Annotated in this window: 22 protein-coding genes and 1 tRNA gene; 16 read left to right on the top strand and 7 right to left on the bottom strand. The window is 62.9% G+C overall.

The window, feature by feature from the left end; genetic code table 11:
• Positions 1–24 precede the first annotated feature (24 nt).
• Positions 25–1,845: an extracellular solute-binding protein gene (locus LB515_RS00820; protein ID WP_224706462.1), complete on the bottom strand. Its 1,821-nt coding sequence runs from the start codon at positions 1,843–1,845 to the stop codon at positions 25–27.
• A gap of 293 nt (positions 1,846–2,138) precedes the next feature.
• Between LB515_RS00820 and LB515_RS00815 the strand changes: the two genes are divergently transcribed.
• Positions 2,139–2,759, top strand: coding sequence for an invasion associated locus B family protein (locus tag LB515_RS00815; protein ID WP_095765425.1), 621 nt, complete (start codon positions 2,139–2,141; stop codon positions 2,757–2,759).
• A 93-nt stretch (positions 2,760–2,852) separates the two neighbouring features.
• On the opposite strand, the gene hspQ is transcribed toward LB515_RS00815, so the two are convergent.
• Together hspQ and LB515_RS00805 are read right to left on the bottom strand one after the other, a co-directional pair.
• Positions 2,853–3,176, bottom strand: coding sequence for a heat shock protein HspQ (hspQ, locus tag LB515_RS00810; protein WP_040983419.1), 324 nt, complete (start codon positions 3,174–3,176; stop codon positions 2,853–2,855).
• Positions 3,177–3,414: 238 nt separating this feature from the next.
• Positions 3,415–4,626: a UbiH/UbiF family hydroxylase gene (locus LB515_RS00805; RefSeq protein WP_224706461.1), complete on the bottom strand. Its 1,212-nt coding sequence runs from the start codon at positions 4,624–4,626 to the stop codon at positions 3,415–3,417.
• 101 nt (positions 4,627–4,727) lie between these two features.
• Between LB515_RS00805 and LB515_RS00800 the strand changes: the two genes are divergently transcribed.
• From LB515_RS00800 to LB515_RS00765, 8 genes are all read left to right on the top strand, one after another.
• Entirely contained in the window at positions 4,728–5,618 is an 891-nt protein-coding gene (locus LB515_RS00800; RefSeq protein WP_176476920.1) for a DUF2182 domain-containing protein, read from the top strand.
• Positions 5,619–5,629: 11 nt separating this feature from the next.
• Positions 5,630–6,244 (top strand): DUF1326 domain-containing protein, encoded by a 615-nt coding sequence (locus LB515_RS00795; protein ID WP_095765429.1) that lies wholly within the window; start codon positions 5,630–5,632, stop codon positions 6,242–6,244.
• A complete protein-coding gene (gene pcsA / locus LB515_RS00790) occupies positions 6,241–7,059 on the top strand; it encodes a phosphatidylcholine synthase (protein WP_181174816.1) in 819 nt (272 codons plus the stop codon). Before LB515_RS00795 ends, pcsA begins: the two co-directional genes overlap by 4 nt.
• 137 nt (positions 7,060–7,196) lie before the next feature.
• Entirely contained in the window at positions 7,197–8,174 is a 978-nt protein-coding gene (locus tag LB515_RS00785) for a quinone oxidoreductase family protein (RefSeq protein WP_224706460.1), read from the top strand.
• Between the two features lie 295 nt (positions 8,175–8,469).
• Positions 8,470–10,047 carry an ABC transporter ATP-binding protein gene (locus LB515_RS00780; RefSeq protein ID WP_224706459.1) on the top strand — a complete coding sequence of 526 codons (1,578 nt, stop codon included), beginning with the start codon at positions 8,470–8,472 and terminating at the stop codon, positions 10,045–10,047.
• Positions 10,044–11,174 (top strand): ABC transporter permease, encoded by a 1,131-nt coding sequence (locus tag LB515_RS00775; protein WP_224706458.1) that lies wholly within the window; start codon positions 10,044–10,046, stop codon positions 11,172–11,174. The genes LB515_RS00780 and LB515_RS00775 overlap by 4 nt, the downstream gene beginning before the upstream one ends.
• The gene (locus LB515_RS00770) at positions 11,174–12,148 is read left to right on the top strand and encodes an ABC transporter permease (RefSeq protein WP_224607771.1); all 975 of its coding nucleotides are present in this window, start codon (positions 11,174–11,176) and stop codon (positions 12,146–12,148) included. The genes LB515_RS00775 and LB515_RS00770 overlap by 1 nt, the downstream gene beginning before the upstream one ends.
• A gap of 51 nt (positions 12,149–12,199) precedes the next feature.
• Positions 12,200–13,267, top strand: a complete 1,068-nt coding sequence (locus tag LB515_RS00765; protein ID WP_095765433.1) for a BMP family ABC transporter substrate-binding protein — start codon at positions 12,200–12,202, stop codon at positions 13,265–13,267.
• Between the two features lie 77 nt (positions 13,268–13,344).
• Here the strand turns inward: LB515_RS00765 and rimO are convergent, their stop codons facing one another.
• From rimO to LB515_RS00750, 3 genes are all read right to left on the bottom strand, one after another.
• Entirely contained in the window at positions 13,345–14,658 is a 1,314-nt protein-coding gene (gene rimO / locus LB515_RS00760; protein WP_224706457.1) for a 30S ribosomal protein S12 methylthiotransferase RimO, read from the bottom strand.
• A gap of 177 nt (positions 14,659–14,835) precedes the next feature.
• Positions 14,836–15,522 (bottom strand): TerC family protein, encoded by a 687-nt coding sequence (locus LB515_RS00755; protein WP_095765435.1) that lies wholly within the window; start codon positions 15,520–15,522, stop codon positions 14,836–14,838.
• 270 nt (positions 15,523–15,792) lie between these two features.
• A complete protein-coding gene (locus tag LB515_RS00750) occupies positions 15,793–16,200 on the bottom strand; it encodes a DUF930 domain-containing protein (protein WP_224706456.1) in 408 nt (135 codons plus the stop codon).
• Between the two features lie 270 nt (positions 16,201–16,470).
• Between LB515_RS00750 and LB515_RS00745 the strand changes: the two genes are divergently transcribed.
• Complete coding sequence (locus LB515_RS00745) at positions 16,471–16,695, top strand: antitoxin MazE family protein (protein WP_140843349.1); 225 nt, start codon at positions 16,471–16,473, stop codon at positions 16,693–16,695.
• Positions 16,692–17,045: a type II toxin-antitoxin system PemK/MazF family toxin gene (locus tag LB515_RS00740; protein ID WP_224706455.1), complete on the top strand. Its 354-nt coding sequence runs from the start codon at positions 16,692–16,694 to the stop codon at positions 17,043–17,045. The genes LB515_RS00745 and LB515_RS00740 overlap by 4 nt, the downstream gene beginning before the upstream one ends.
• Positions 17,046–17,155: 110 nt before the next feature.
• Here LB515_RS00740 and LB515_RS00735 read toward each other — a convergent pair.
• Positions 17,156–17,245: transfer RNA gene (locus LB515_RS00735), tRNA-Ser, on the bottom strand.
• Between the two features lie 310 nt (positions 17,246–17,555).
• Between LB515_RS00735 and LB515_RS00730 the strand changes: the two genes are divergently transcribed.
• The 5 genes from LB515_RS00730 to LB515_RS00710 all read left to right on the top strand — a co-directional run bounded on the left by LB515_RS00730 (position 17,556) and on the right by LB515_RS00710 (position 22,548).
• A complete protein-coding gene (locus tag LB515_RS00730; protein ID WP_224530208.1) occupies positions 17,556–17,924 on the top strand; it encodes a YybH family protein in 369 nt (122 codons plus the stop codon).
• Between the two features lie 261 nt (positions 17,925–18,185).
• Entirely contained in the window at positions 18,186–19,448 is a 1,263-nt protein-coding gene (locus LB515_RS00725) for a septal ring lytic transglycosylase RlpA family protein (RefSeq protein WP_095765436.1), read from the top strand.
• A gap of 122 nt (positions 19,449–19,570) precedes the next feature.
• Positions 19,571–20,749, top strand: a complete 1,179-nt coding sequence (locus LB515_RS00720; RefSeq protein ID WP_224706454.1) for a D-alanyl-D-alanine carboxypeptidase family protein — start codon at positions 19,571–19,573, stop codon at positions 20,747–20,749.
• Positions 20,750–20,821: 72 nt separating this feature from the next.
• Positions 20,822–21,496 carry a dTMP kinase gene (tmk, locus tag LB515_RS00715; RefSeq protein ID WP_140636683.1) on the top strand — a complete coding sequence of 225 codons (675 nt, stop codon included), beginning with the start codon at positions 20,822–20,824 and terminating at the stop codon, positions 21,494–21,496.
• The gene (locus LB515_RS00710) at positions 21,493–22,548 is read left to right on the top strand and encodes a DNA polymerase III subunit delta' (RefSeq protein ID WP_224706453.1); all 1,056 of its coding nucleotides are present in this window, start codon (positions 21,493–21,495) and stop codon (positions 22,546–22,548) included. Before tmk ends, LB515_RS00710 begins: the two co-directional genes overlap by 4 nt.
• Positions 22,549–22,644: the final 96 nt, after the last annotated feature.

The raw sequence follows: 22,644 nt of genomic DNA, 5'->3' as shown, positions 1-22,644 counted from the left end.
TGGTCTCTGCCGGTCGGGCCTGCCTCAGTTGGGCTTTCGCCACCAGGTCGGCAGCTGGTAGCCGAATATGGGGGTCTTTTGCGGATGTTCCAGATAGCTCCAGTAAGCGACCCATTGCTGCGTGTTGTACTGCATCGGCACCATGTAGCTGCCTGAGATCAGCAGCCGGTCGAGCACGCGCACCGCGGCGACATAGTCTTCCTTGGTGCGGGCGTTCAGCATCGCGTCGATCGCGGCGTCGATCGCCGGATCGGCGACGCCGGCGAGGTTGAACGATCCTTCCGTTTTCGCGGCGACCGATCCCCAGCGGCCGACCTGCTCGCTGCCGGGCGACAGCGAATTGCTGAAGCCGCTCGTCCCGATCAGAACCTCGAAGTCGAAACGCTGCTTGCGCGACTGGATCTGGTCGCCGTCGAGGGTGCGGATGCCGACGCCGATACCGATCTTTTCCAGTGTGCGCTGATAGACGGCCGCCAGCCGCTCTTCGTCTTGCGACGAGGTCAGGATCTCGAAGCCGAACCGGTTTCCCTGCGGATCCAGCATCTTGCCGTCCTGGACGTGGAAGCCGGCGCTCTTCAACAAGTCGAAGGCGGCTTTGAGCACCTTGCGGTCCTGGCCTGAACCATCCGTCACGGGTGGGCGCCAAGTGCCGTCCATCACGTCGGGCGGCACGCGGCCGGGGTAGGGCGCAAGCAGCGCCTTTTCGCGATCGCCCGCGGGGTGGCCGAGCGCCGAAAGCTCGGAATTCTGCCAATAGCTCATGGTGCGGTTGAACTTGCCGCCGAACAGATTCTTGTTCGTCCATTCGAAATCGTAGAGCATGCCGAGCGCGCGGCGGACGACGGGATCGGCGAATTTGGGCAGCCGGGTGTTGAACAGAAAGCCGGTCACAACCGGGGGAATGCCGGTGGTGAAATATTCTTCCTTCACATCACCCTTTCGGAAGGCTGGAAAGTCGATGTCGCGCTCACGCTTGACCGGATCGGTCTCGTCATCGAGAGCGCAAATTCCTTTCTTGAATGCTTCCGTCTTGGCGTTGGCGTTGAGAAAATACTCGATCGTGACCTGATCGAAATTGTCGAAGCCGCGCTTCGACGGAATGTCTTTGCCCCAGTAATCCGGATTCCGCTTGAAGACGATACGCTGCCCCGGCAACACCTTGTCCACGGTGTAGGGGCCGCTGCCGATCAGCGGCTTCAGCGTGGTCTTGTCGAACGTGTCCTTGTCGAAGGCGTGCTTGGGGACGATCGGCGTCAGCGCGACGATCAGCGGGAATTCGCGATTGGCCTTGTCGTTGAAGGTGAACTTCACGCTGTGCTCGCCGGTCTTCTCCAGCTTGGCGATCATGCTCATTCGGTCGCTGTAGGGCGGGCGGCCCTTCGCGGCGAAGACGTCGTAGGTGAACAGCACGTCCTCCGGCGTCACCGGCTGGCCGTCCGACCATTTTGCATTGGGGTTCAGATGGAACTCGATGCTCTTTCGCTCCGGGTCCATATCGGCGCTATCGGCAAGCAGCCCGTAGAGGCTGAAGGGCTCGTCATAGTTTCGCTGCATCAGCGGCTCGAAGACGAGATTGCCGTAAACCGTATCGATCATCCCGCGCGCCGTGGTGCGCAGGCTTTTCAGGATAAAGGGATTGAGGTTGTCGAAGGAGCCGACGACGCAATAAGTGACGCTGCCGCCTTTCGGCGCGACCGGATTGACGTAGTCGAAATGCTGATAATCGGGCGGCAGCGCCGGCTCGCCTTGCATGGCTAAGCCGTGCTTCGGCTCCGACTGTGCCGGAAGGAGCGAAAGAGCTAGAAACGAGGTCGCGGCGATCAGCCGGACGAGAACGCGGTCCATGACCGTCTCCTTGCCGGACGGCTTTGTGATTCGCCATGCACCCTAGAGCATTTCGCTATCCGATTGAATCGGCGCGCCAATGGGAATCGGGTTCCGCCGCTCCAGCGCCGATCGATGCTTGCCCTGGACATCGAACCGCGAAGAAATCGCGGAAACCGGGCTGGATTCGATGTCGCTGGCAGTGTAACACGCGCTCCGAAGTCATCCTGTTGCCTCATTTGGGCAACAGGTAGCTGGACCACACGGCACGAAGAAGCCGGTCCCCGGGATCATTTGAGAGGAAAGTGCACCATATGACGATCAACGCGTACCGCCTTTCGGTGCTGGCCGCAGGCGTGGTCGGCGTTCTGGGCGCCGGGCTTTTCACCGCCTCGGCCCAACAGCAGCCGCAGATCCCGCAGGGCTGGTTCAAGGCCTGCACCAAGCAGGAAGACGTTGACATTTGCAATGTGCAGAACATCGTCACGGCCGGCAACGGCCAGCTCGTCACCGGCGTCAGCCTGATCGAGCTCAAGGGCAAGGTGAACCGCAAGGTCTTCCAGGTCACGGTGCCGACCGGCCGCCTCGTGCCTCCCGGAATTGCGCTGCAGATCGATGCCGGCAAGGCGCAGAAGCTGGACTATGTGATCTGTTTCCCGGATCGTTGCGTGGCGGAAGTGCCGCTGAGCGACCAGCTCGTCGCTTCCTTCAAGAAGGGGCAGGGCATCACGCTCACCTCGATCAACTTCCAGAACCAGCCGAATCCGATCAAGATCGCGCTCACCGGCTTCAGCGGCGCCTATGACGGCCCGCCGCTGCAGCAGTCGGACATCGAGGATCGGCAGAAGAAGCTGCAGGACTTCGTCGCCAAGAACAATCAGGACTTCGCCAAGAAGCTCAAGGACGAGCAGGACAAGGCCAAGACCGCAAACTGATCGCGCAAGCGCGTTTCTCGGAAACAAAAGCGGGGCAAATGCCCCGCTTTTTTATTGCCCCGCGCCGCACCCTAGGCGACGTTCGTTAGCGCTTCAGTGCTTCGACTGGCGCTTCGGCTCGTAGCGGCCGTCCGGCAGCTTGTCGAACATCTCGCCGATCTGCGGATGCCGCACCGGCTCGCCCGACCGGTCCTCGAGCAGGTTCTGCTCGGACACATAGGCGATGTACTCAGTCTCTGAATTTTCCGCCAGAAGATGGTAGAAAGGCTGGTCCTTGCGCGGACGCACGTCAGCCGGAATAGCCTCGTACCATTCCTCTGTGTTGGCGAATTCGGGATCGACGTCGAAGATCACGCCGCGGAATGGAAACAGCCTGTGGCGAACCACTTGCCCGATCGAGAATTTGGCCGTTTTCATCACATTCACCACTTAGGGTCCGAGGCGCCTGTCGTGGCTGCGCGCAAGGCGCCTAAGGCCTTGAATTTACACATCACCGGACCAAAAATCGACCCCGACTTTCGGCTGGTGCCTATTTGGCGCAGACGCGGCCGCAGTTCAATAGCCAACTGCTTGCTCTTGGCTGAAGCAACGGGTTAGCCCGCGCGGGAGTTTTTCGCCTGAGCGAAAAAATTCCGGCATCATCGGCCTTCGAATACTACCGGCCGAGCTCTTTCCTTAGGCCGCCGGCAATGGCGCGAAAGCCGCTGCCCGGCCGCAGCCCCTCGCGCATGAAGAAGGCGCGCAGCGGCGCGAAGCCGCCAAGCGCACTAAGGCCGGCGCTGCGCGCCAGCTGCGCCGGCAGCATGTCGGACAAGAGCGACACGTTGAGCAGGTTCACGGCGCCGCTGCGCGCCCAAATGTCAGGCCGGCGCCTCGTGTCATAGGCGGCAAGGCTTCGGCGCGATCCTGGATCATTGCTGTTTTCACTCGCGATTCCAATCAGATCGTCGATGTCCCTGATGCCGAGGTTGAGGCCTTGCGCGCCGATCGGCGGAAACACATGCGCTGCCTCGCCGACCAGGGCTACGCGGTTTTGCGCGAAGCGACCGGGCGAGGCGGCCGACAAAGCATAGACCTGGCGGCCCGGCTCGACAGAGACCCGGCCAAGCATTGATTGCATCTGCTCCTCGATACGCCCCGACAAGGTTGCATCGTCGAGCGCGGCAAGCTCCCGCGCGGTCTCCGGCCTCACCACCCACACAAGGCTCGAGCGCCTGCCGGGCAGCGGCACCTGCGTGAACGGCCCTGTCTCGCTATGGAACTCGGTTGAAACGAAGCCGTGCTCGCTGCGGTGGCCGAAATTGAGCACAAGCGCCGACTGCGGATAGGGACGCGCAAAGGCGCGAATGCCGGCGGCTTCCCGCGCCAGCGACAGGCGTCCGTCGGCGGCGACAGCAAGCGATGCTGAGAGTTCGCTGCCGTCGGCCAGCCGGGCATGGGCCCGATCGGCGTCCAGGCGCCATGACTCGACGGTGGATTTCAGCCAGTGAATGCCATCATGAGCTGAAACCGCCTTGGCAAGAATGGTGATCAGGGCCTTGTTCGGCAGATTGAGCCCGAATTGTTCCTCGCCGATCTCGCTGGCGCGGAAGGTCACCGTTGGACTGCGGATCAGCCGCCTTGTGGCATCGACGATGCGCATCACCTTGAGCGCCGCGGCCTGCGGCCTCAGTTCGCCAAGGATGCCCAGTCGTTCAAGGACTTTCAGGGCGGGGTTCATGAGGGCGGTGGTGCGGCCGTCGGCGGTGTTGGCCTCAGGGCCGACCAGCGTCACTTCGAAGCCGGCCTCGGCGAGGCCGAGCGCGGCGATCAAGCCGGCCGGACCGCTGCCGGCAACCAGGATGCGGGCTTTGTCGTCGTGCTCCACGCCAGGCTTCCACAATGCGAGGCGACCCGTCGGGCCTTTGTCCGGATATAGGGCAGATTGGCCGGCTTGATCAACGCGGCGATTCAGCCCATTCGATTGCCATGAGCGGCGAGCAGCATGATTTCAGCCATCTCGACCGCGCCGGCCGCGCCACGGCTGGCGTGGCGCGCAGCCCGCGCCTCGCAGTCATGCTCACGATCGGCATCGGCATCGCCCTTGCGTGGTTGCTTCTCGGCGCAATGGCGATACGCGGCGCTGAAGGCAACCCCGTCGGCGCCCCCGGCGATATGCTGCTGAAAAATCTGCCGGGCCTGCCGTTGCCGGATTTTCTCGACCGGTTCTTCGCTCTTTGCCTCGCGCCGGCGCCGCTTGCCGGCCTGGCCGGCCTGCAAGCGGCGGCGCTTGTGCTGATGTGGTTCCTGATGGCCGTGGCGACGATGTTGCCTTCGGCGGCGCCGCTGATCCGCACCTATTGCGAAATCGCCGACACGGCGAGGATCAAAGGCGAACCAGTCGTTCATCCGTTGGTGCTTGTCGCCGGATACCTCGCCACATGGCTCGGCGCATCCGTGGGTTTCAGCGTGCTGACGCTCGCGGTGTACGCATTTGCCGGTTCCGGCCGGATGCTCGACCCCGCCGTCGGGCTTGCCGGCGCTATCGCGCTGCTTGTCGCCGGCCTCTATCAATTCAGCGGCCTGAAACAGGCATGCTTGGAAAAGTGCCGCAATCCGTTCTCGATCCTGTTCGCCAGGTGGAGCGCGAAACCAGGCCGCATCTTCCGGCTCGGCCTGGAACAGGGCGTCTGGTGCCTCGGTTGCTGCTGGGCGCTGATGCTGGTGATGTTTGCGGTCGGGGCGATGAACGTCTTCTGGATGGCACTGATCGGCCTGTTCACGCTGATCGAAAGACAGACCGCCGGCAGGGTGGCCAGCCGTGTTGCCGGTGCGATACTGCTTGTGTGGGCGGCTGCCCTGCTATTAGTTTCGGCGTGAGGGAGAATTCGATGACCGACCAAAGCTGGGCAATGAAAGGGGAGCTGGTACTCTCTTGCAATTGCACGGTTTTCTGTCCCTGCGTGCTGTCGCTTGGCAGCCATCCGCCGACCGAGGGCTATTGCCAGACATGGGCAGGCTTCCGCATCGATGCGGGCCATTTCGGCGAGGTCGAATTGTCGGGCCTCAATCTCGGCCTGATCATGGAAATTCCCGGCTATATGAGCCGCGGCAACTGGACGGCCGGCCTGTTCATCGACAAGCGCGCCTCGATCTATGCGGCGAAGGCGCTAACCAAGATCTTCACCGGCAAGGCCGGCGGCACCACCTCGCTGTTGTCGATCCTCGTCGGGAAATTCCTCGGCGTCGAGCAGGTGCCGATCACCTACGAGACGCGCGACAAGACGCGCGTTTTCCAGATTCCCAAGATTATCGACGGCGCAGTGACGCCCATTCCCGGCAAGGACCGTGAGAAAGATACGGTGATCGCCAATTCGGAATATTGGATCGCGCCGGAAATCATCGTGGCGAAGTCCGACAAGAGCAAGATGCGCGCCTTCGGCCGCAACTGGAATTTCGCCGGCCGCTCGGCCGAAATCTGCAAGCTGGACTGGCGGGGACCGTGAGCAAGAACACAAGGGCCGGCAAGGCAGCAAAGAAGATCGCGCAACGGATCCCATTGCCGAAGAAGAAGGTGACGTGGCCGCAGGCGCGTGCGTTCTCCGTGCATCTGCTCACTGCGTCGGGATCGTTCCTTGCCTTCCTGTCGCTGGTCGCGGCGAGCGAGCAACGCTGGACGGCGATGTTCTGGTGGCTGGGGCTGGCGCTGTTCGTCGATGGTATCGACGGTCCGATCGCCAGGAAGCTCGAGGTCAAGGAAATCCTGCCGACATGGTCGGGCGAACTCCTCGACAACATTATCGACTACGTCACTTACGTGCTCATCCCGGCCTTCGCGCTCTATCAGCGCGGCTTCATGGGCGAGAATCTGTCCTTCCTGTCGGCGGCCATCATCGTCGTCTCCAGCGCGATCTACTATGCCGACACCGGCATGAAGACGAAGGAGAACTTCTTCAAAGGGTTTCCCGTCGTCTGGAATATGGTGGTGTTCACGCTCTTCGTCATCGAGCCTGGGCAATGGGTGTCTTTCGCCGTGGTGGTGGTTGCCGGCATTTTGACCTTCATGCCGATCAACTTCATCCATCCGGTGCGTGTGGTGCGGCTGAGACCGGTCAATCTCTTTATGACGCTTTTGTGGTGCGCCTTTGGCGCGCTGGCGCTGGCGCAGGCAGCACTTGCCGCCTTCTATGACAAGATCGGCGTGCTGGGAGAGCAGGTCAGCAACTTCACCAAGATCGGCATCACGATCACCGGCCTCTATCTCGCCTGCATCGGAGGCATCATGCAGATGTTTCCCAATCTGGGCGCCAAGAAGTCCTGATCCTGGATCAGGATATTTTTGGCTGAATGGTCATCCTGGCCCTAGCTGTATATCGGCGCATGATCTTCCGAAAATCGGTTCTCCCTTTCGCAATCATGTTTCCAGATTTGTGCACTTACCCTTCAGAGAGCTGAGCGATGTCCAAGGCAATGCGCATCCACGCCCATGGCGGCCCCGAAGTCCTGGCCTATGAAGACGCCGACCCCGGCCAGCCGGGAGAAGGCCAGATCCTGGTCCGGCACACGGCAATCGGCCTCAACTTCATCGACGTCTACTATCGCTCCGGGCTTTATCCGCCACTTGGCGGTTTTCCGCTGATCCCAGGCGGCGAGGCAGCGGGCGTCGTGCTGGCGCTCGGCCCCGGCGTCGACTGGCTGAAGCCAGGCGACCGCATCGCCTATGCCGTCAATGTCGGGGCTTACGCTGAACAACGGGTGATCGCGGCCGACCGTGTGGTCAAAGTGCCGGACGGTATCGGCGACGAGCAAGCGGCGGCGATGATGCTGAAGGGCATGACGGCCGAATACCTCTTGCGCCGCACCTTTCCCGTCAAGGCCGGTGACACGATCCTCTACCACGCAGCCGCCGGCGGCGTCGGCCTGATCCTCGGGCAATGGGCAAAGCATCTCGGCGCGACCGTGATCGGCACCGCGAGTTCGGCCGACAAGATCGAACTCGCGCGGGCGCACGGCTTCGATCACGTCATCAACTACAAAGAGCAGGATTTCGTCGCCGGCGTCGAGGCGCTGACGGGCGGGAAGAAATGCGACGTCGTCTACGATTCCGTCGGCGCCGACACTTTTCCGGCATCGCTCGACTGCCTGCGGCCGCTCGGCATGTTCGTCAGCTTCGGCCAGTCGTCGGGGCCGATCCCGCCTTTCTCGATATCGCTGCTGGCGCAGAAAGGCTCGCTCTATGCGACGCGGCCGACGCTCTTCGTCTACAATGCCAGGCGCGAGGATCTGGTGAAGTCGGCCGAAGCGCTTTTCAACGTGGTCAAGAGCGGCGCCGTCGAGATCAAGATCAACCAGCGCTATGCGCTGAAGGATGCTGCAAAGGCGCAAGCGGATCTCGAGGCCCGCAAGACGACGGGAACGACCGTCCTCATTCCCTAAAGCGCTTCACGAAAGCGGCGTACCGCTCTATCGCAATTCCGGACGGAAAACCGCTTTACACCCTTCGGCACGGTGCTCTTTCGGGCTGCCTTGTTTTTCAGCGGCTTGCCGAGCCCGAAGGCACGGCTTGCCTGAAAAGGGATGCGGATTTTGCCGTTGTTCTCAAGAGATCTATCTTAGCCCTTGAGTTTCCGCTGAAATTCTTGAAGCTCTTTCAAGTCGGGTGCTGCTTTCCGACTGGAGCCGGCCGCGCATACCATGCTTTCGGGAACACAGAACATATCTGGGAAGCCGGATGGGAGGCACTGTGAGTGCAAATCATGACAGGGCGAACCTGCTCGAGGTTCGCGGCCTAACCAAGATATTCGGCACGCTGACGGCGTGCGATCACATCGATCTCAACATCGCAAAAGGCGAGATCCACGCGCTGCTCGGCGAGAACGGCGCCGGCAAGTCGACGCTGGTCAAGATGCTGTTCGGATCGCTCGAGCCGAACTCGGGCGAGATCTTCTGGGACGGCACGCCGGTCAAGATTACCAGCCCGGGCGCGGCCAAGAAGCTCGGCATCGGCATGGTGTTCCAGCATTTCTCGCTCTTCGAGGCGCTGACGGCGGCCGAGAACATCGCGCTTTCGCTCAATGATGGTTCGCCGATCAGCAGCATCGCCGCGAAGGCGAGGGCATTGTCCTACAGCTACGGCCTGCCGCTCGATCCGGATTCGCTGGTCGGAGATCTTTCGGTCGGCGAACGCCAGCGCATCGAGATCATCCGCTGCCTCCTGCAGACGCCGCAGCTCATCATCCTCGACGAGCCCACCTCGGTGCTGACGCCGCAGGAGGCCGACAAGCTGTTCGAGACGCTGGAGCGCCTGCGCGCCGAAGGCAAATCGATCCTCTACATCTCGCACCGGCTGGAAGAGGTCAAACGCATCTGCGACCGCGCCACGGTGCTTCGCCACGGCAAGGTCGTCGGCCACTGCAATCCACGTGAGGAGACGGCCGCATCGCTTGCCCGCATGATGGTCGGAAGCGAGGTGAAGGCGGTGGTGCGTGCGCCGGCGGAAGGCATCGAAACGGCGCCGGCGCTGCTGGAAATCCGCAGCCTCAGCCGCAAGCCGGCGACGCCGTTCGCCATCCCACTGAGGAACATCAACCTCACCGTACGTGCCGGCGAAGTGATCGGCATCGCGGGTGTGGCCGGCAACGGCCAGGGCGAGTTCTTCGAATCCGTCTCCGGCGAAGTGCTGCAGCAGGATACCGGTTCCGTGCGCATTCGCGGCAAGGACGCCGGCGGCCTTTCGATCACCGGCCGGCGGCTGATGGGGGCCGCCTTCGTGCCGGAGGAGCGGCTCGGCCATGGCGCAGCACCCCGCATGAAGCTTTCGGAGAACCTGCTTCTGTCTCGTCACGCCACTGACGGCAAGGCTTTCGTCGGTTCGGGCGGCACGGTGAAGAACGGCGCGGTTTACAGCGCTGCCCAGCGCATCATTAAAGCCATGGACGTGCGCAAGAGCGCGCCCGATCCGGAGGCCGCCGCATTGTCGGGCGGCAATCTGCAGAAATTCATCGTTGGCCGCGAGCTCGACCGCAAGCCGAGCGTCATGATCGTCAACCAGCCGACCTGGGGCGTCGACGCCGGTGCTGCCGCTCACATCCGCCAGGCCCTGATCGAGCTTGCCCGCAGCGGCTCCGCTGTCCTTGTCATCAGCCAGGACCTCGACGAATTGTTCGAACTGTCGGACGCCATCGCCGTCATGCACAACGGAGAACTGTCGACGCCGCTGCCAATCGCCGAGGCGACTTTCGAGAAGGTCGGCCTGTTGATGGGCGGTGCCGAGCCCGGCCACGCCGAACACAGGATGGAGGTGGCATGATGCGCATCGAACTCGTCAAACGCCCGCAGCGCTCGGCGCTGTTCTCGATGCTGTCGCCCTTCATCGCCTTCGCGCTGACGATCATTGCCGGCGCCATCATGTTTGCGCTGCTCGGCGTCAATCCGCTCAACGCCTTCGAGATCTATTTCGTCGAGCCGATCAGCCAGGTCTGGCAGTTGCATGAGCTGGCGATCAAGGCAGCGCCGCTGATCCTGATCGCGGTCGGCCTGTCGGTCTGCTACAAGGCCAACATCTGGAACATCGGCGCCGAAGGCCAGTTCATTTTCGGCGCGATCTTCGGCTCGATCATCCCGGTGCTGTTCCCGCAATTCGAAGGCCCGTTGGTGATCCCGCTGATGCTTTTGCTGGGCACGGTCGGCGGCGCCTTCTACGCATCTATTCCGGCGCTTCTGAAGACGCGCTTCAGCACCAACGAGATCCTCACCAGCCTGATGCTGGTCTATGTCGCGCAGCTTTTCCTCGACTGGCTGGTGCGCGGCCCATGGCGCGATCCGCAAGGCCACGGCTTCCCGCAAACCATCCAGTTCGGCGATTCCGCCGTACTGCCTGAGTTGATGCCGGATGCCGGCCGCGCCAATTGGGGTTTCATCTTCGCGCTGGTCGCCGCGGTAGCGATCTGGCTGATGATGAGCCGCATGCTGAAAGGGTTCGAGGTCCGCGTGCTGGGGTCAAGCCCAAGGGCAGGGCGCTTTGCCGGCTTCGGCTTCAACAAGATGGTGTTCTTCGCCTTCCTTCTGTCCGGCGCGCTGGCCGGCCTGGCGGGCATTTCAGAGGTCTCCGGCGCCATCGGCCAGTTGCAGCCGGTGATCTCGCCCGGCTACGGCTTCACCGCCATCATCGTCGCCTTCCTTGGGCGCCTCAATCCGCTGGGCATCGTCGCGGCGGGCCTGGTGCTGGCGCTGACCTATCTCGGCGGCGAGGCGGTGCAGAGCGCGCTCGGCATTTCCGACAAGGTGGCGCGCGTCTTCCAGGGCATGCTTCTGTTCTTCGTGCTCGGCTGCGACACGCTCATCCATTACCGCATCCGCCTGATCGGCATGGCGCTGACGAAGTCGAAGGGCGCGGCGCAGCTCGAAGCGGCGCCCAAGCTCGAGGAGGCCCGCTGATGGACATCACCGTCAACATCCTTTTGACCATCGCGACCGCGGCGACGCCGCTTCTGATCGCGGCGATCGGCGAGCTGGTGGTCGAGCGCTCGGGCGTGCTCAATCTCGGCGTCGAGGGCATGATGATCATGGGCGCCGTGGGCGGCTTCGGCGCCGGTTACCTCACCGGATCGCCGTGGATCGGCCTGCTAGCAGCTATCATCGTCGGCGCGCTGTTTTCGCTGCTGTTCGCCGTCATGACGCTGTCGCTCGCGACCAACCAGGTGGCGACCGGCCTGTCGCTGACCCTGCTCGGCCTCGGCCTCTCCGGCATGATCGGCACCAGCTTCGTCGGCCAGCCGGGCGTGAGATTGCCCAATTTGGACATCCCGGGGATCAGCTCGATCCCGGTAGTCGGCAAGCTGGTCTTCGGCCAGGACCCGGTGTTCTACATTTCGATCGTGCTGACCGCGGCGGTGATGTGGTTCCTGTTCAAGACGCGCACGGGCCTGACGCTCCGCTCGATCGGCGACAGCCATACCTCGGCGCATGCGCTCGGCATCAAGGTCATCCGCTACCGCTATCTCGCAGTGATCTTCGGCGGCGCCTGCGCCGGCCTTGCCGGCGGCCACCTGTCGCTGGTCTACACGCCGCAATGGGTCGAGAATATGAGCGCTGGCCGCGGCTGGATCGCGCTGGCGCTGGTGGTGTTCGCTTCCTGGCGCCCGTGGCGGGTGCTGGCCGGCGCTTACATCTTCGGCGCCATTTGGATCGGCCAGCTTCACGTGCAAGCAATCGACCTTCAGAGCTTCATCAATGCCCCATGGGTGATTTATCAGGTCATCGCTTTCATAAAATCGTTCCCCGCCCAACTGCTTTCTTCGCTGCCCTATCTGGCAACCGTCGTGGTTCTCGTTCTAATCTCGCGCAACAAGCGGCTGACGATGATGAACACGCCGGCTTCGTTGGGGCAGCCATTTGTTCCGGATCGTTGACAACAACAAAAAGACGGGAAGCTCCAAGGCTTAACTCAGAGAGGTAACACAATGAAAAAACTGCTTATTGCGTTGATGACCACGGCCGCGGCCATGTCCCTGGCGGCAACCGCCCAGGCCGCCGACAAGCTCAAGGCCTGCTGGGTCTATACGGGTCCGATCGGCGACTTCGGCTACTCCTATCAGCACGACCAGGGCCGGCTCGAAGTCGAGAAGGCGCTCGGCGACAAGGTCGAGACCGCCTATCTCGAAAACGTCTCGGAAGGCCCGGACGCCGACCGCGCTTTCGAGCGCCTAGCGCGCGAGAAGTGCAAGATCATCTTCGGCACCTCCTTCGGCTTCATGGATGCCGAAGTGAAGGTCGCCAAGAAGTTTCCCAAGGTGATGTTCGAGCATGCTACCGGCTTCAAGACCGGCGACAATCTCGGCATCTACAACGCCCGCTTCTATGAAGGTCGCTATGTGCTCGGCCAGATCGCAGCCAAGGAATCGAAGAAGGGCCTCGCCGGCTACATCGTTTCCTTCCCGATCCCGGAAGTGGTGATGGGCATCAACTCCTTCATGCTCGGCGCGCAGTCGGTCAATCCCGACTTCAAGGTGAAGATCGTGTGGGTGAATTCCTGGTTCGATCCCGGCAAGGAAGCCGACGCCGCCAAGGCGCTGTTCGACCAGGGCGCCGATATCATCGTCCAGCACACCGACTCGACCGCCGCTCTGCAGGTCGCGGAGGAGCGCAAGCTGCACGGCTTCGGCCAGTCGTCCGACATGATCAAGTTTGCACCGCACGCGCAGCTGACCTCGCTGACCGACGAATGGGGTCCGTATTACATCAGCCGCGTCCAGGCGGCGCTCGACGGCACCTGGAAGCCTGACAATGTCTGGCTCGGCATCAAGGACGGCGCCGTCAAGCTCGCCCCCTACACCAACATGCCCGACGACGTGAAGGCGATGGCCGAGGCGACCGAGAAGAAGATCGCCGGCGGGTGGAACCCCTTCACCGGACCTGTCTCCAAGCAGGATGGTTCGCCCTGGCTGAAGGACGGCGAGGTCGCCGACGACGGCACGCTGCTCGGCATGAATTTCTACGTCAAGGGCATCGACGACAAGCTGCCGCAGTAAGCGGCAAATCGCTGAACCGAAACGAAAAAGGGCGCCTCAGGCGCCCTTTTTTAAGCTGCGCGGGTCCGCGTGGGCCGTCAGACGGCCGAGCCGTAGAGGTCGTAAGCATCGGCGCGGTCGATCTTGACCGTGACGATCTCGCCGGCGCGCAGCGGCCGCCGCGACTGGATGTGCACGGAGCCGTCGATCTCCGGCGCGTCGTATTTGGTGCGGCCTTTGCCGGATGTGCCATGCGCCTCGTCGATCAGCACCGGCAGGCGCTTGCCGACTTTCCTGACCAGCTGCGTTGCCGAGATCTTCTGCTGGCGCTGCATGAAGCGGTGCCAGCGCGCTTCCTTGATCTCCTGCGGCACCTGCTCCAGTCCGAGATCGTTGGAGCGCGCGCCCTTGACCGGCTCGTATTTGAAGCAACCGGCGCGGTCGATCCTGGCTTCGTCCAGCCAGTCGAGCAGCATCTCGAAATCGTTCTCGGTCTCGCCGGGGAAGCCGACGATGAAGGTCGAGCGGATGGCGAGATCCGGGCAGACCTCGCGCCAGCCACGGATGCGATCCAGCGTCTTTTCGCCATGCGCGGGGCGTCGCATGTTCTTCAGCACCTGCGGCGAAGCGTGCTGGAAGGGAATGTCGAGATAGGGGAGGATTTTTCCTTCCGCCATCAGCGGAATGACATCGGCGACGTGCGGGTAGGGGTACACATAGTGCATGCGTATCCAGATGCCGAGCTTGCCGAGCTCCTCGGCGAGGTCGAGGAATTTCGCCCGCACCTCGCGATCGCCAAACATCGACGTCTGGTACTTGATGTCGATGCCGTAGGCGCTGGTGTCCTGCGAGATGACCAGGATCTCCTTAACGCCGGCCTTGGCGAGCTTTTCGGCTTCGCGCAGCACGTCCGCGGCCGGGCGCGAGACGAGATCGCCGCGCAGCGCCGGAATGATGCAGAAGGTGCAGCGGTTGTTGCAGCCCTCGGAAATCTTCAGATAGGCGTAGTGGCGCGGCGTCAGCTTCACGCCCTGCGGCGGCAACAGGTCGATATAGGGATCGTGGCTGGGCGGGGCCGCCTCGTGCACCGCCGACATCACGCTTTCATAGGCCTGCGGGCCGGTGATCGCCAACACGTTGGGATGCTTTTCGCGGATGACCTCCGGCTCGGCGCCGAGGCAGCCGGTGACGATGACGCGGCCGTTTTCGGAAAGCGCGGAGCCGATGGCGTTGAGCGATTCGTCGCGGGCGGAATCGAGAAAGCCGCAAGTGTTGACGACGACGAGGTCGGCACCGTCATGCTTGCGTGCGATCTCGTAGCCCTCGGCGCGCAGCCGCGTGATGATGCGCTCGGAATCGACGAGCGCCTTCGGGCATCCAAGACTGACGAAACTGACGCGTGGGGCGGACATAAATTTGTTTTCCAAGAGATGAGGGCGAGATCGAGGAGCTTCAGCTCCGAAGATCGATCTACGGCGCGCGGCTTTGAGCCATTTCGCGCGGCGCAATAGCACGCTTCGGCACAGAAGCAAACCTGCCAGCCGGCCACGACAAGAGGCGATGCGCCAGATGCTCGCCTTGAAAGAGCGTCAATGGCCGTCCGATCCGAACCAGGGCGCCAGGAAAGCAAAATGGTCGGGAAACTGCTGCACGGCGCCTCCCAGAAGCATGTTCACCGCGACATAGAGGATGATCAGCAGGCCGACATAGGCGATCCAGCGGTATTTGTGCAGCAGGCGCGCGACGAAGGATGCGGCAAAGCCCATCAGCGCGATCGAAAGGACAAGTCCGATGATCAGCACCGTGGGATGCTTCATGGCCGCGCCGGCGACGGCGAGCACGTTGTCGAGCGACATCGAGACGTCGGCGATGACGATCTGCCAGGCAGCCTGCGAGAAGGTCTTGCGCGGGCCTTTGCCGGCGATTTTGCCGTCCTTGTTATAATCGCCGTTCGACAGCGCTTCTGTCGCGTCGCGCTCATCCTCGTGGCTGACGCGCAGCTCGCGCCACATCTTCCAGCATACCCACAGAAGCAGGAGCCCGCCGGCAATGAGCAGCATCGGGCCAATGCTCAGCAGCCATTGCGTGATCAGGGCAAAGACGATGCGCAGGACGGTGGCTGCCGCGATGCCGACCAGGATGGCGCGCTTGCGCTGATCGACGGGAAGGCCGGCTGCCGCGAGGCCGATCACAATTGCGTTGTCGCCGGCAAGCGCGAGATCGATTGCAACGACCTGGAGGAGAGCCGAAAGGCCTGCGGCAGTGAATATTTCCATCGACTAGAAATCCTTGCCTGAAATGAGCGTAGCCCTCTACCGGGACGGGCCTAAAGGCACGGTTCATCGGCGTCAAGACGCAGGGTTGGACATCGCCGGAAAACAAGGCCGGCAGCTCAAGTCCCCAAGGATCTAGGGTGATCGCCGGCAAGCTGGCGAGGCCGAAAACTAGAGCGTTTCACCGGTTCACGGAAACGGCGAACCGCTCTATCTCTTTGTTTTGACGCAATTCCGGACGGGAAACCGCTACGCACTCTCCCTGGAATTGCTCTAGTCGTAGAGATTATATTTGGTCCAGTCGGATTCCGGGATTTCGTCGCCGATCTTGTAGCGGAACTGCAGCACCTGCATGTGGTCCGGCGCGGTCTGGCATTTGAACTTCAGCCGGTACCATTGGCCATTGCTGCGGAAGGCGGCGCCCGAGCTCTTGATGGCATCGGCGCTCATCTGCGGCGTGGCGAAGGCGTAGGCCACGACGCGGTCGGCCTTGTAGTTGCGATCGTCGTGGCTGATCCGGTCGAGCACCTCGGCGTCACAGCGCTGCTCGAGGCGAGTCTGCGGATCGAGTTTCATCAGGCCGGCGCGCAACGCATTGTCCATCGCCTTGGCCGGCAAGACCGGCGTCAGCGACGCCAGAACCATCAGGCAGAGCTTTTTCATGGGCGCGACAAGCAGCATATTTTGTCCGATAAATCAAATAAACGGTACTTTACCAACTGTCGGTCGCCAGGGCCGCTTCGCTTCCAACAAATGCACCGTCTGCAACCCTTGATCGCCTCAAGCTGCAGACTCGCTAACATGCGTGGAAGGTCTATGTCGTAGATGCCGGAATCCACGGATTTCAGGCAAACTGAACCAGTCGGACTGCGCCTCCTGGCGGCCGCGAAAAGGCTGGTCGCAACGCGTTGTCCATATTAGGTTACATGTAACCATTGCGGAGAATGGCTCATGGCATCGGCAAGAAGCGCGAAGTCCACGCGTGTGAAGGTGCAGGAACATCGGGAGCGGCTACGCGCCCAGGGCCTGCGGCCCATCCAGATTTGGGTGCCGGACGTGCGCGCCGCGTCGTTTAAGTCCGAGGCGCACCGACAGTCGGCGGCGGTGGCCGCGAGCGCCCGTGCGGCCGAGGATCAGGCGTTCATAGACGCGGTATCCGACTGGGACGATGAATGAGGCGGGGCGAGGTCTGGACCGTCTCCGGCGGCAGGGACTATGCGGGCAAGCCGCGCCCGGTCGTCATCGTGCATGATGACAGCTTTGACGCCACGGATTCGATCACGGTCTGCGCCTTCACCACGGACCCGACCGATGCGCCGCTATTTCGGCTTCCGGTGGAGCCGAACGAGAGAAACGGGCTGCGCTCTTCCCGGCTGATGGTGGACAAGATCACCTCGGTCCCGAAGTCGAAGGTCGGCGACCGGATCGGGCGGCTCGACGACGAGGATATGGTTCGGCTCAATCAGGCGGTGATGGTCTTTCTCGGCCTGGCGGTATCGCCGAGGCTTGGCCGGAAAGGGGAATGATCGGCGCGCGCGTTGGGCGCCCCCTGCATCCGGCAATCCGTGCCTACCGCCTTGGGCCTGTCTTTGCCCGCCACGGCGCTCCGTGCGCGGTGCCCCCTCAGGGACCGAAATGGCGGAGGGAGTGGGATTCGAACCCACGGTGAACTTGCGCCCACGCCGGTTTTCAAGACCGGTGCCTTAAACCGCTCGGCCATCCCTCCACTATGGTTTTTCAACCATTTTGGTCGTCGCGACCGGTTGATTCGGTTGGCACCGAAGGCATTCCCCGGCCGGTTTGCGCTTCATTCCTGTAGTGCGGCTTTCAGGGCCGCGTCAACCACTGCGGCGGCACCTTCCAACTGTCACGGCAAAAGGTGGGCATAAATTCGGAGTGACCCGACGGCTACGTTGCCGGGGCCGGCGGAAACGGCATGCACCTGAACGGCTGGGGAAATCCGCTGAAGAGATGACAATCTAGTCAGTCGCATTAGTATTCTCTAAACCATGTCCAGGCGCCGAAGGAGGGTAACTATGTCGACCCGAGATGATCTACAGGAGCTTTGGGACTTGTATGTCGCAGCGTATCGATCGAGGAATGCATCTGGCTGTGCTGCTATCTTCACCGAGAACGCGGAAATGCATTCACCCTATGGGCCTCCGGCGCGGGGGCGAGCGGCAATAGAGGCGCTGCACGAAATTTGGGTTCAACATGCCGGGCCGAATAAAACCCTTCAGGTGATCGAAGCGGGTAGCTCCGGAAATCTAGCGTGGACATTGGCCGGCTATTCGGAAGGAGAGGCGGTCGGCAACGGCACCTCGCTGAGTGTCTTTGAGCGTCAGGCTGGCGGAGGTTGGCTGATCCGGATGTGCAGTCTCAACAGTACTGACACCACCGGATAGATGTATAGCTGGCCACAACGGCACGGCGGCAATCATCCCAATCGCGCTGACGTGCGGCAAAACCTTTATACTCGAACGAGCACGGACTTTCCGAGCGACGGTGTCCACCGCCTCTCGCCACAATCTCGCCCTGTTGCGGCCGTAATCGATTAACATCGTGATAAGCAATTCCTGTGCAAAAGGGATTGGGGATCAAGGTGTTGGCCTAGCGGGCGACTTCTGGCCCCGTCTGGTGACAGCACGGTAGGGGACAATCGAGACATGCAGACCCTGACGCGCCCGCGTCTTCGTCGCGCTTCTGCTTTCGCCCTGTGCGCCCTTTCGGGCCTGCTGCTGGCTGCCTGCGCCTCGCAACCCGAACCGAAGGGGATGGTCTACAAGAAGGCCCGCTCCAAGGAATATTTCGCCGAATCCGAATATGGCGTGAAGGCGAGCCCGCGTGTCCAGTTCATGCGGCGCGGCGGCGGCCGCGACCAGCTCGGCAAGCCCTATCAGGTGCGCGGCAAGTGGTACTATCCCAAGGAAGACAAGGGCTACGCAAAGGTCGGCCTGGCTTCCTGGTACGGCGATGCGTTTCATGGCCGCCTGACCGCCAATGGCGAAGTCTATGACATGACGCATCTGACGGCGGCGCATCCGACGATGCCGCTGCCGAGCTATGCCCGCGTCACAAATCTGGAGACCGGCAGCTCGGTCATCGTGCGCGTCAACGACCGCGGCCCCTATCACGAAGGCCGCATCATCGACGTTTCCGAACGCGCAGCGCAGATGCTCGACTATGCCAAGGTCGGCACGGCCAGGGTGAAAGTGGAGTATGTCGGCCGCGCGCCGCTCGACGGCAATGACGACCAGTATCTGGTGGCCTCCTATCATCCCGGCAACAACCGGCCGGATCCTTCGGACGGCCTGCCGACCGGCGTCATGGTGGCCATGAACGGCCCGTCGCCGAGCGTGCCGGTCGCGGCGTCTCCGGCCGCCGCGCCGTTTCCGGGTGAGTTGACCAATTCGGGGCGGGCCTTTGCAGCGCAGCCAGGGCTTTCGGATCAGCCGGCCGTGCAGCCGGCCGCATTCGCCGTCCAGGGCGCCAGCGATGTCGCGCTGCCGGATTTCGGTCCAATCGTCCCAGAACGGCCGGATTTCACGCTTCCGCCGAACTCGCCCTTCGCAATGGCCTCCCTGTCTTACGCGGATGAGCGGGTAGAGCGCGCCGATGTCTTTGCCGCGCTCGATTCCGGCGGCATGTCGCCGGCCGATATCCTGCGTTCATGGAAGAAATCGAACCGAGAGCTACAGACGCCTGCGTCCGACTATGTCGCCGCCGGTTCCTTCGACGAGGCCGCGAAGGCAAAGCGTGTGGCCGCAGCGCTCGAGCCGTTCGGCCGGACCGAGATCCAGCGCACCGAGCTCGACGGCAATGACTGGTATGCGGTCAATGTCTATCCAGACGGCCATGGCAGCGTCGACGACCTGCTCCAGGCAGCCTGGTCGCATGGCGCGCCGGACGCGCTTGTTGTGCGTAACTGATCAAATTCGCGCTGCCCGTTGATCCGGCCGGAAAAACCCTGATAGCTTGGCCGTGGGGTAGTCTTTGCGCATTCTGGAGCGGCTCTGCGCTTTCCGGGTTGCTCAGATCGGGTCGACATTTCATGCAGTTCCGCATTTTTCTGCCTTTCGCCAGCCTCCTGGGATTGGCGCTGGTGTTGATTTGCGCCGCCCCGGCCAGCGCGCAGCTCTTCGAGACCAAGGCGGCGCAGGCGTTCATGATCGATGCCGACACGGGCACGGTGCTCTTCGCCAAGGACCCCGACAAGCCGATCCCGCCGGCCTCAATGGCCAAGCTGATGACGATGGAAATGGTCTTCAACGCCATCAAGTCGAAGCGGATCACGCTCGACGACACTTTCGTCGTCAGCGAAAACGCCTGGCGCACCGGCGGCGCGCCGTCCGGTACCTCGACCATGTTCGCCAAGCTCAAATCCGAGGTCCGTGTCGAGGATTTGATCCAGGGCGTCACCGTGCAGGCCGCCAATGACGGCTGCATCGTGCTGGCCGAGGGCATGGCGGGCTCGGAAGCGAATTTCGCCGCGCAGATGACCGATCGCGCCCGCCAGCTCGGCCTCTCGAAATCGACCTTCGTCAATTCGACCGGCCTGCCGGCCGACGGCCAGCAGACGACGGTGCGGGAGCTGACAATGCTGGCACTGCATCTGTGGCGCGACTATCCGGAGTTCTTCCACTATTACGGCCAGCCGGACTTCACCTGGAATAAGATCTCGCAGAGAAACCGCAATCCGCTGATCGCCATGGGCATCGAGGCCGACGGCTTCGTGGCAGGTGCCAGCGAGCAGGCGGGCTTCGGCCTGGTCGGCACCGTCAGTCACAACGGCACGCGCGTGATCGCCGCGCTCAGCGGATTGGCCAATGACCGCGAGCGCTCCGAAGAGGCGCGCAAGCTGCTCGAATGGGGCTCGCGGTCATTCCAGAAGACCGAGATCTTCGCCAAGGACGAGGTGGTCGGAGAAGCACAGGTTTTCGGCGGCGCCAAGTCCGGCCTGGCCTTGAAAGCCAAAGGCCCCGTGGACATCTTTCTGCCGATAGCCAACCGCGACAAGCTGACCGCCAGGATCGTCTACCAGGGTCCGGTGTCGGCGCCGGTCGAGGAGGGGCAACCGGTCGGGGAATTGCGCGTTTGGATAGGCGAGACGCTGAGCCAGCAGACGCCGCTCTACGCCGCAGAATCGGTCAAGGTGGGTACGCTGCCGCAGCGCGCGCTCGACGCGGCCAAGGAACTCGCTGTCGGCTGGCTGCGGCAGAAACATTTGTGATCGGGCAAGTTCGTGGACCTTTTGTCGGACGGGAGCTATGACAGCGGCCAGCACGGGCAAAGGCAGTCTCGATTGGCGAGCGGATTTTTCATCACCTTCGAGGGCGGCGAAGGAGCAGGCAAGTCGACGCAGATCGAGCGGCTGGCGCGGCGCATGCGCGCCAAGAAATACGAGGTCCTGGTCAGCCGCGAACCGGGTGGCTCGCCCGGCGCCGAGGCCGTAAGGCATGTGCTTCTGTCAGGGGCGGCCGAACCGTTCGGCCCGAAGATGGAGGCGATCCTGTTCGCCGCCGCGCGCTCCGACCATGTCGAGCAGGTCATCCGGCCGGCGGTCGAGCGCGGCTCGATCGTGCTGTGCGACCGTTTCATCGATTCCTCTCGCGTCTACCAGGGCGTCACCGGCGGGCTCGATGCCGATTTCATGAAGGCGCTGGAGGCGGTGGCCATCAACGGCATGATGCCCGACATGACCCTGATCTTCGACATCGATCCCGCTGAGGGCCTGAAACGGGCCGCCGCGCGGCGCGGCGCCGGTGATGCCGCCGACCGCTTCGAGAAGGAGACCCTGGCCATCCACCGGCGGCGGCGCGAGGCTTTCCTGGCCATCGCCGCGGCGGAGCCGGAGCGCTGCATCGTCATCGACGCTTCCGCCGATCCCGATACGGTGGAGAACGTCGTCACCGCCGCCGTCTTCGCGGCGCTGGAAGAGCGGATGCCGGCGCAAAGGATTGAGACGGCGCCGGCATGATCTTCGAACGTATCGCCCCCGAACAGCACGACACGCTGGACGGCGTGCCCGAGCCTGCCGAAACGCCGCGGCTGATCGGCCACGCGTCGGCGGCAGGGATGCTTGCCAGCGCCTACCGCGCCGGTAAGCTCCCGCATGCGCTGATTTTCGCCGGGCCGCAGGGTATCGGCAAGGCGACGCTGGCGTTCCACATGGCGCACCATCTTCTGAGATATCCGGATTTCAAGACGGCGCCCGACACGCTTGCCGTTCCCGATCCGGCCTCCTCGCTGTTTCGCCAGATTGCCACCGGGGCGCATCCTTCGGTGCTGCATCTCACCCGTCCGGCCAACGAGAAGACCAAGAGCTTCAAGACGGTGCTGACCGTCGACGAGATCCGCAAGGTCAGCCGCTTCCTGTCGATGACCTCGCATGACGGCAGCTACCGGGTCGTCATCGTCGATCCGGCCGACGACATGAACACCAACGCCGCCAATGCCTTGCTCAAGAATCTCGAAGAGCCGCCGGCGCGCAGCCTGTTCATTCTGGTGGTGCACGCGCCGGGCAGCCTGTTGCCGACGATCCGCTCGCGCTGCCAGATGGTGCGGCTGGCGCCTTTGGCCGCCGACGAGCTGATGGCGGTGCTGGAAAATGTCGAGCCGCCGCCGCCGCAGGATCCGGGCGCGCGCGCGGCGCTCGCCGAGCGGGCAGGGGGCAGCGCCCGCAACGCGATCCTGCTCACCCAATATGGCGGGCTGGAGATCGCCGGCGCGCTCGACACCCTGGTGGCGGCCAGGAGGCCCGATATTGCCGGCGCCCATCGCCTTGCCGAGGCCGTGGCGGGACGCGACCAGGCGATCCAGTTCGACATCTTCAACCGCCGCGCGCTCGACCTGCTTTCGGCCGCCGCCAGCGAAGCGGCGCTGGCCGGCGATCTCGCCCGGGCCAAAACCCTGTCCGAGGCTTGGCACGAGGCGCTGAACACGATATCTGAAGCTGAGACCTACAACCTCGACAAGAAGCAGCACGCCCTGACGATGATCGACCGCCTGAATTCTGCGATGCGAATGTGATGGCTCGTTCGATGCATGCCGTTGGCCCAGTTTTGGGCGGCATGCATTGGCCTCGGGATGGCAATCGACGTCCCGATGCGATATCCACCGCCACAA

The sequence above is a fragment of the Mesorhizobium sp. CA15 genome (assembly GCF_020165215.1).
Lineage (GTDB): Bacteria > Pseudomonadota > Alphaproteobacteria > Rhizobiales > Rhizobiaceae > Mesorhizobium.
Note: the sequence above shows the minus strand (reverse complement) of the source record. Positions and strands in the feature narration are given on the sequence as shown.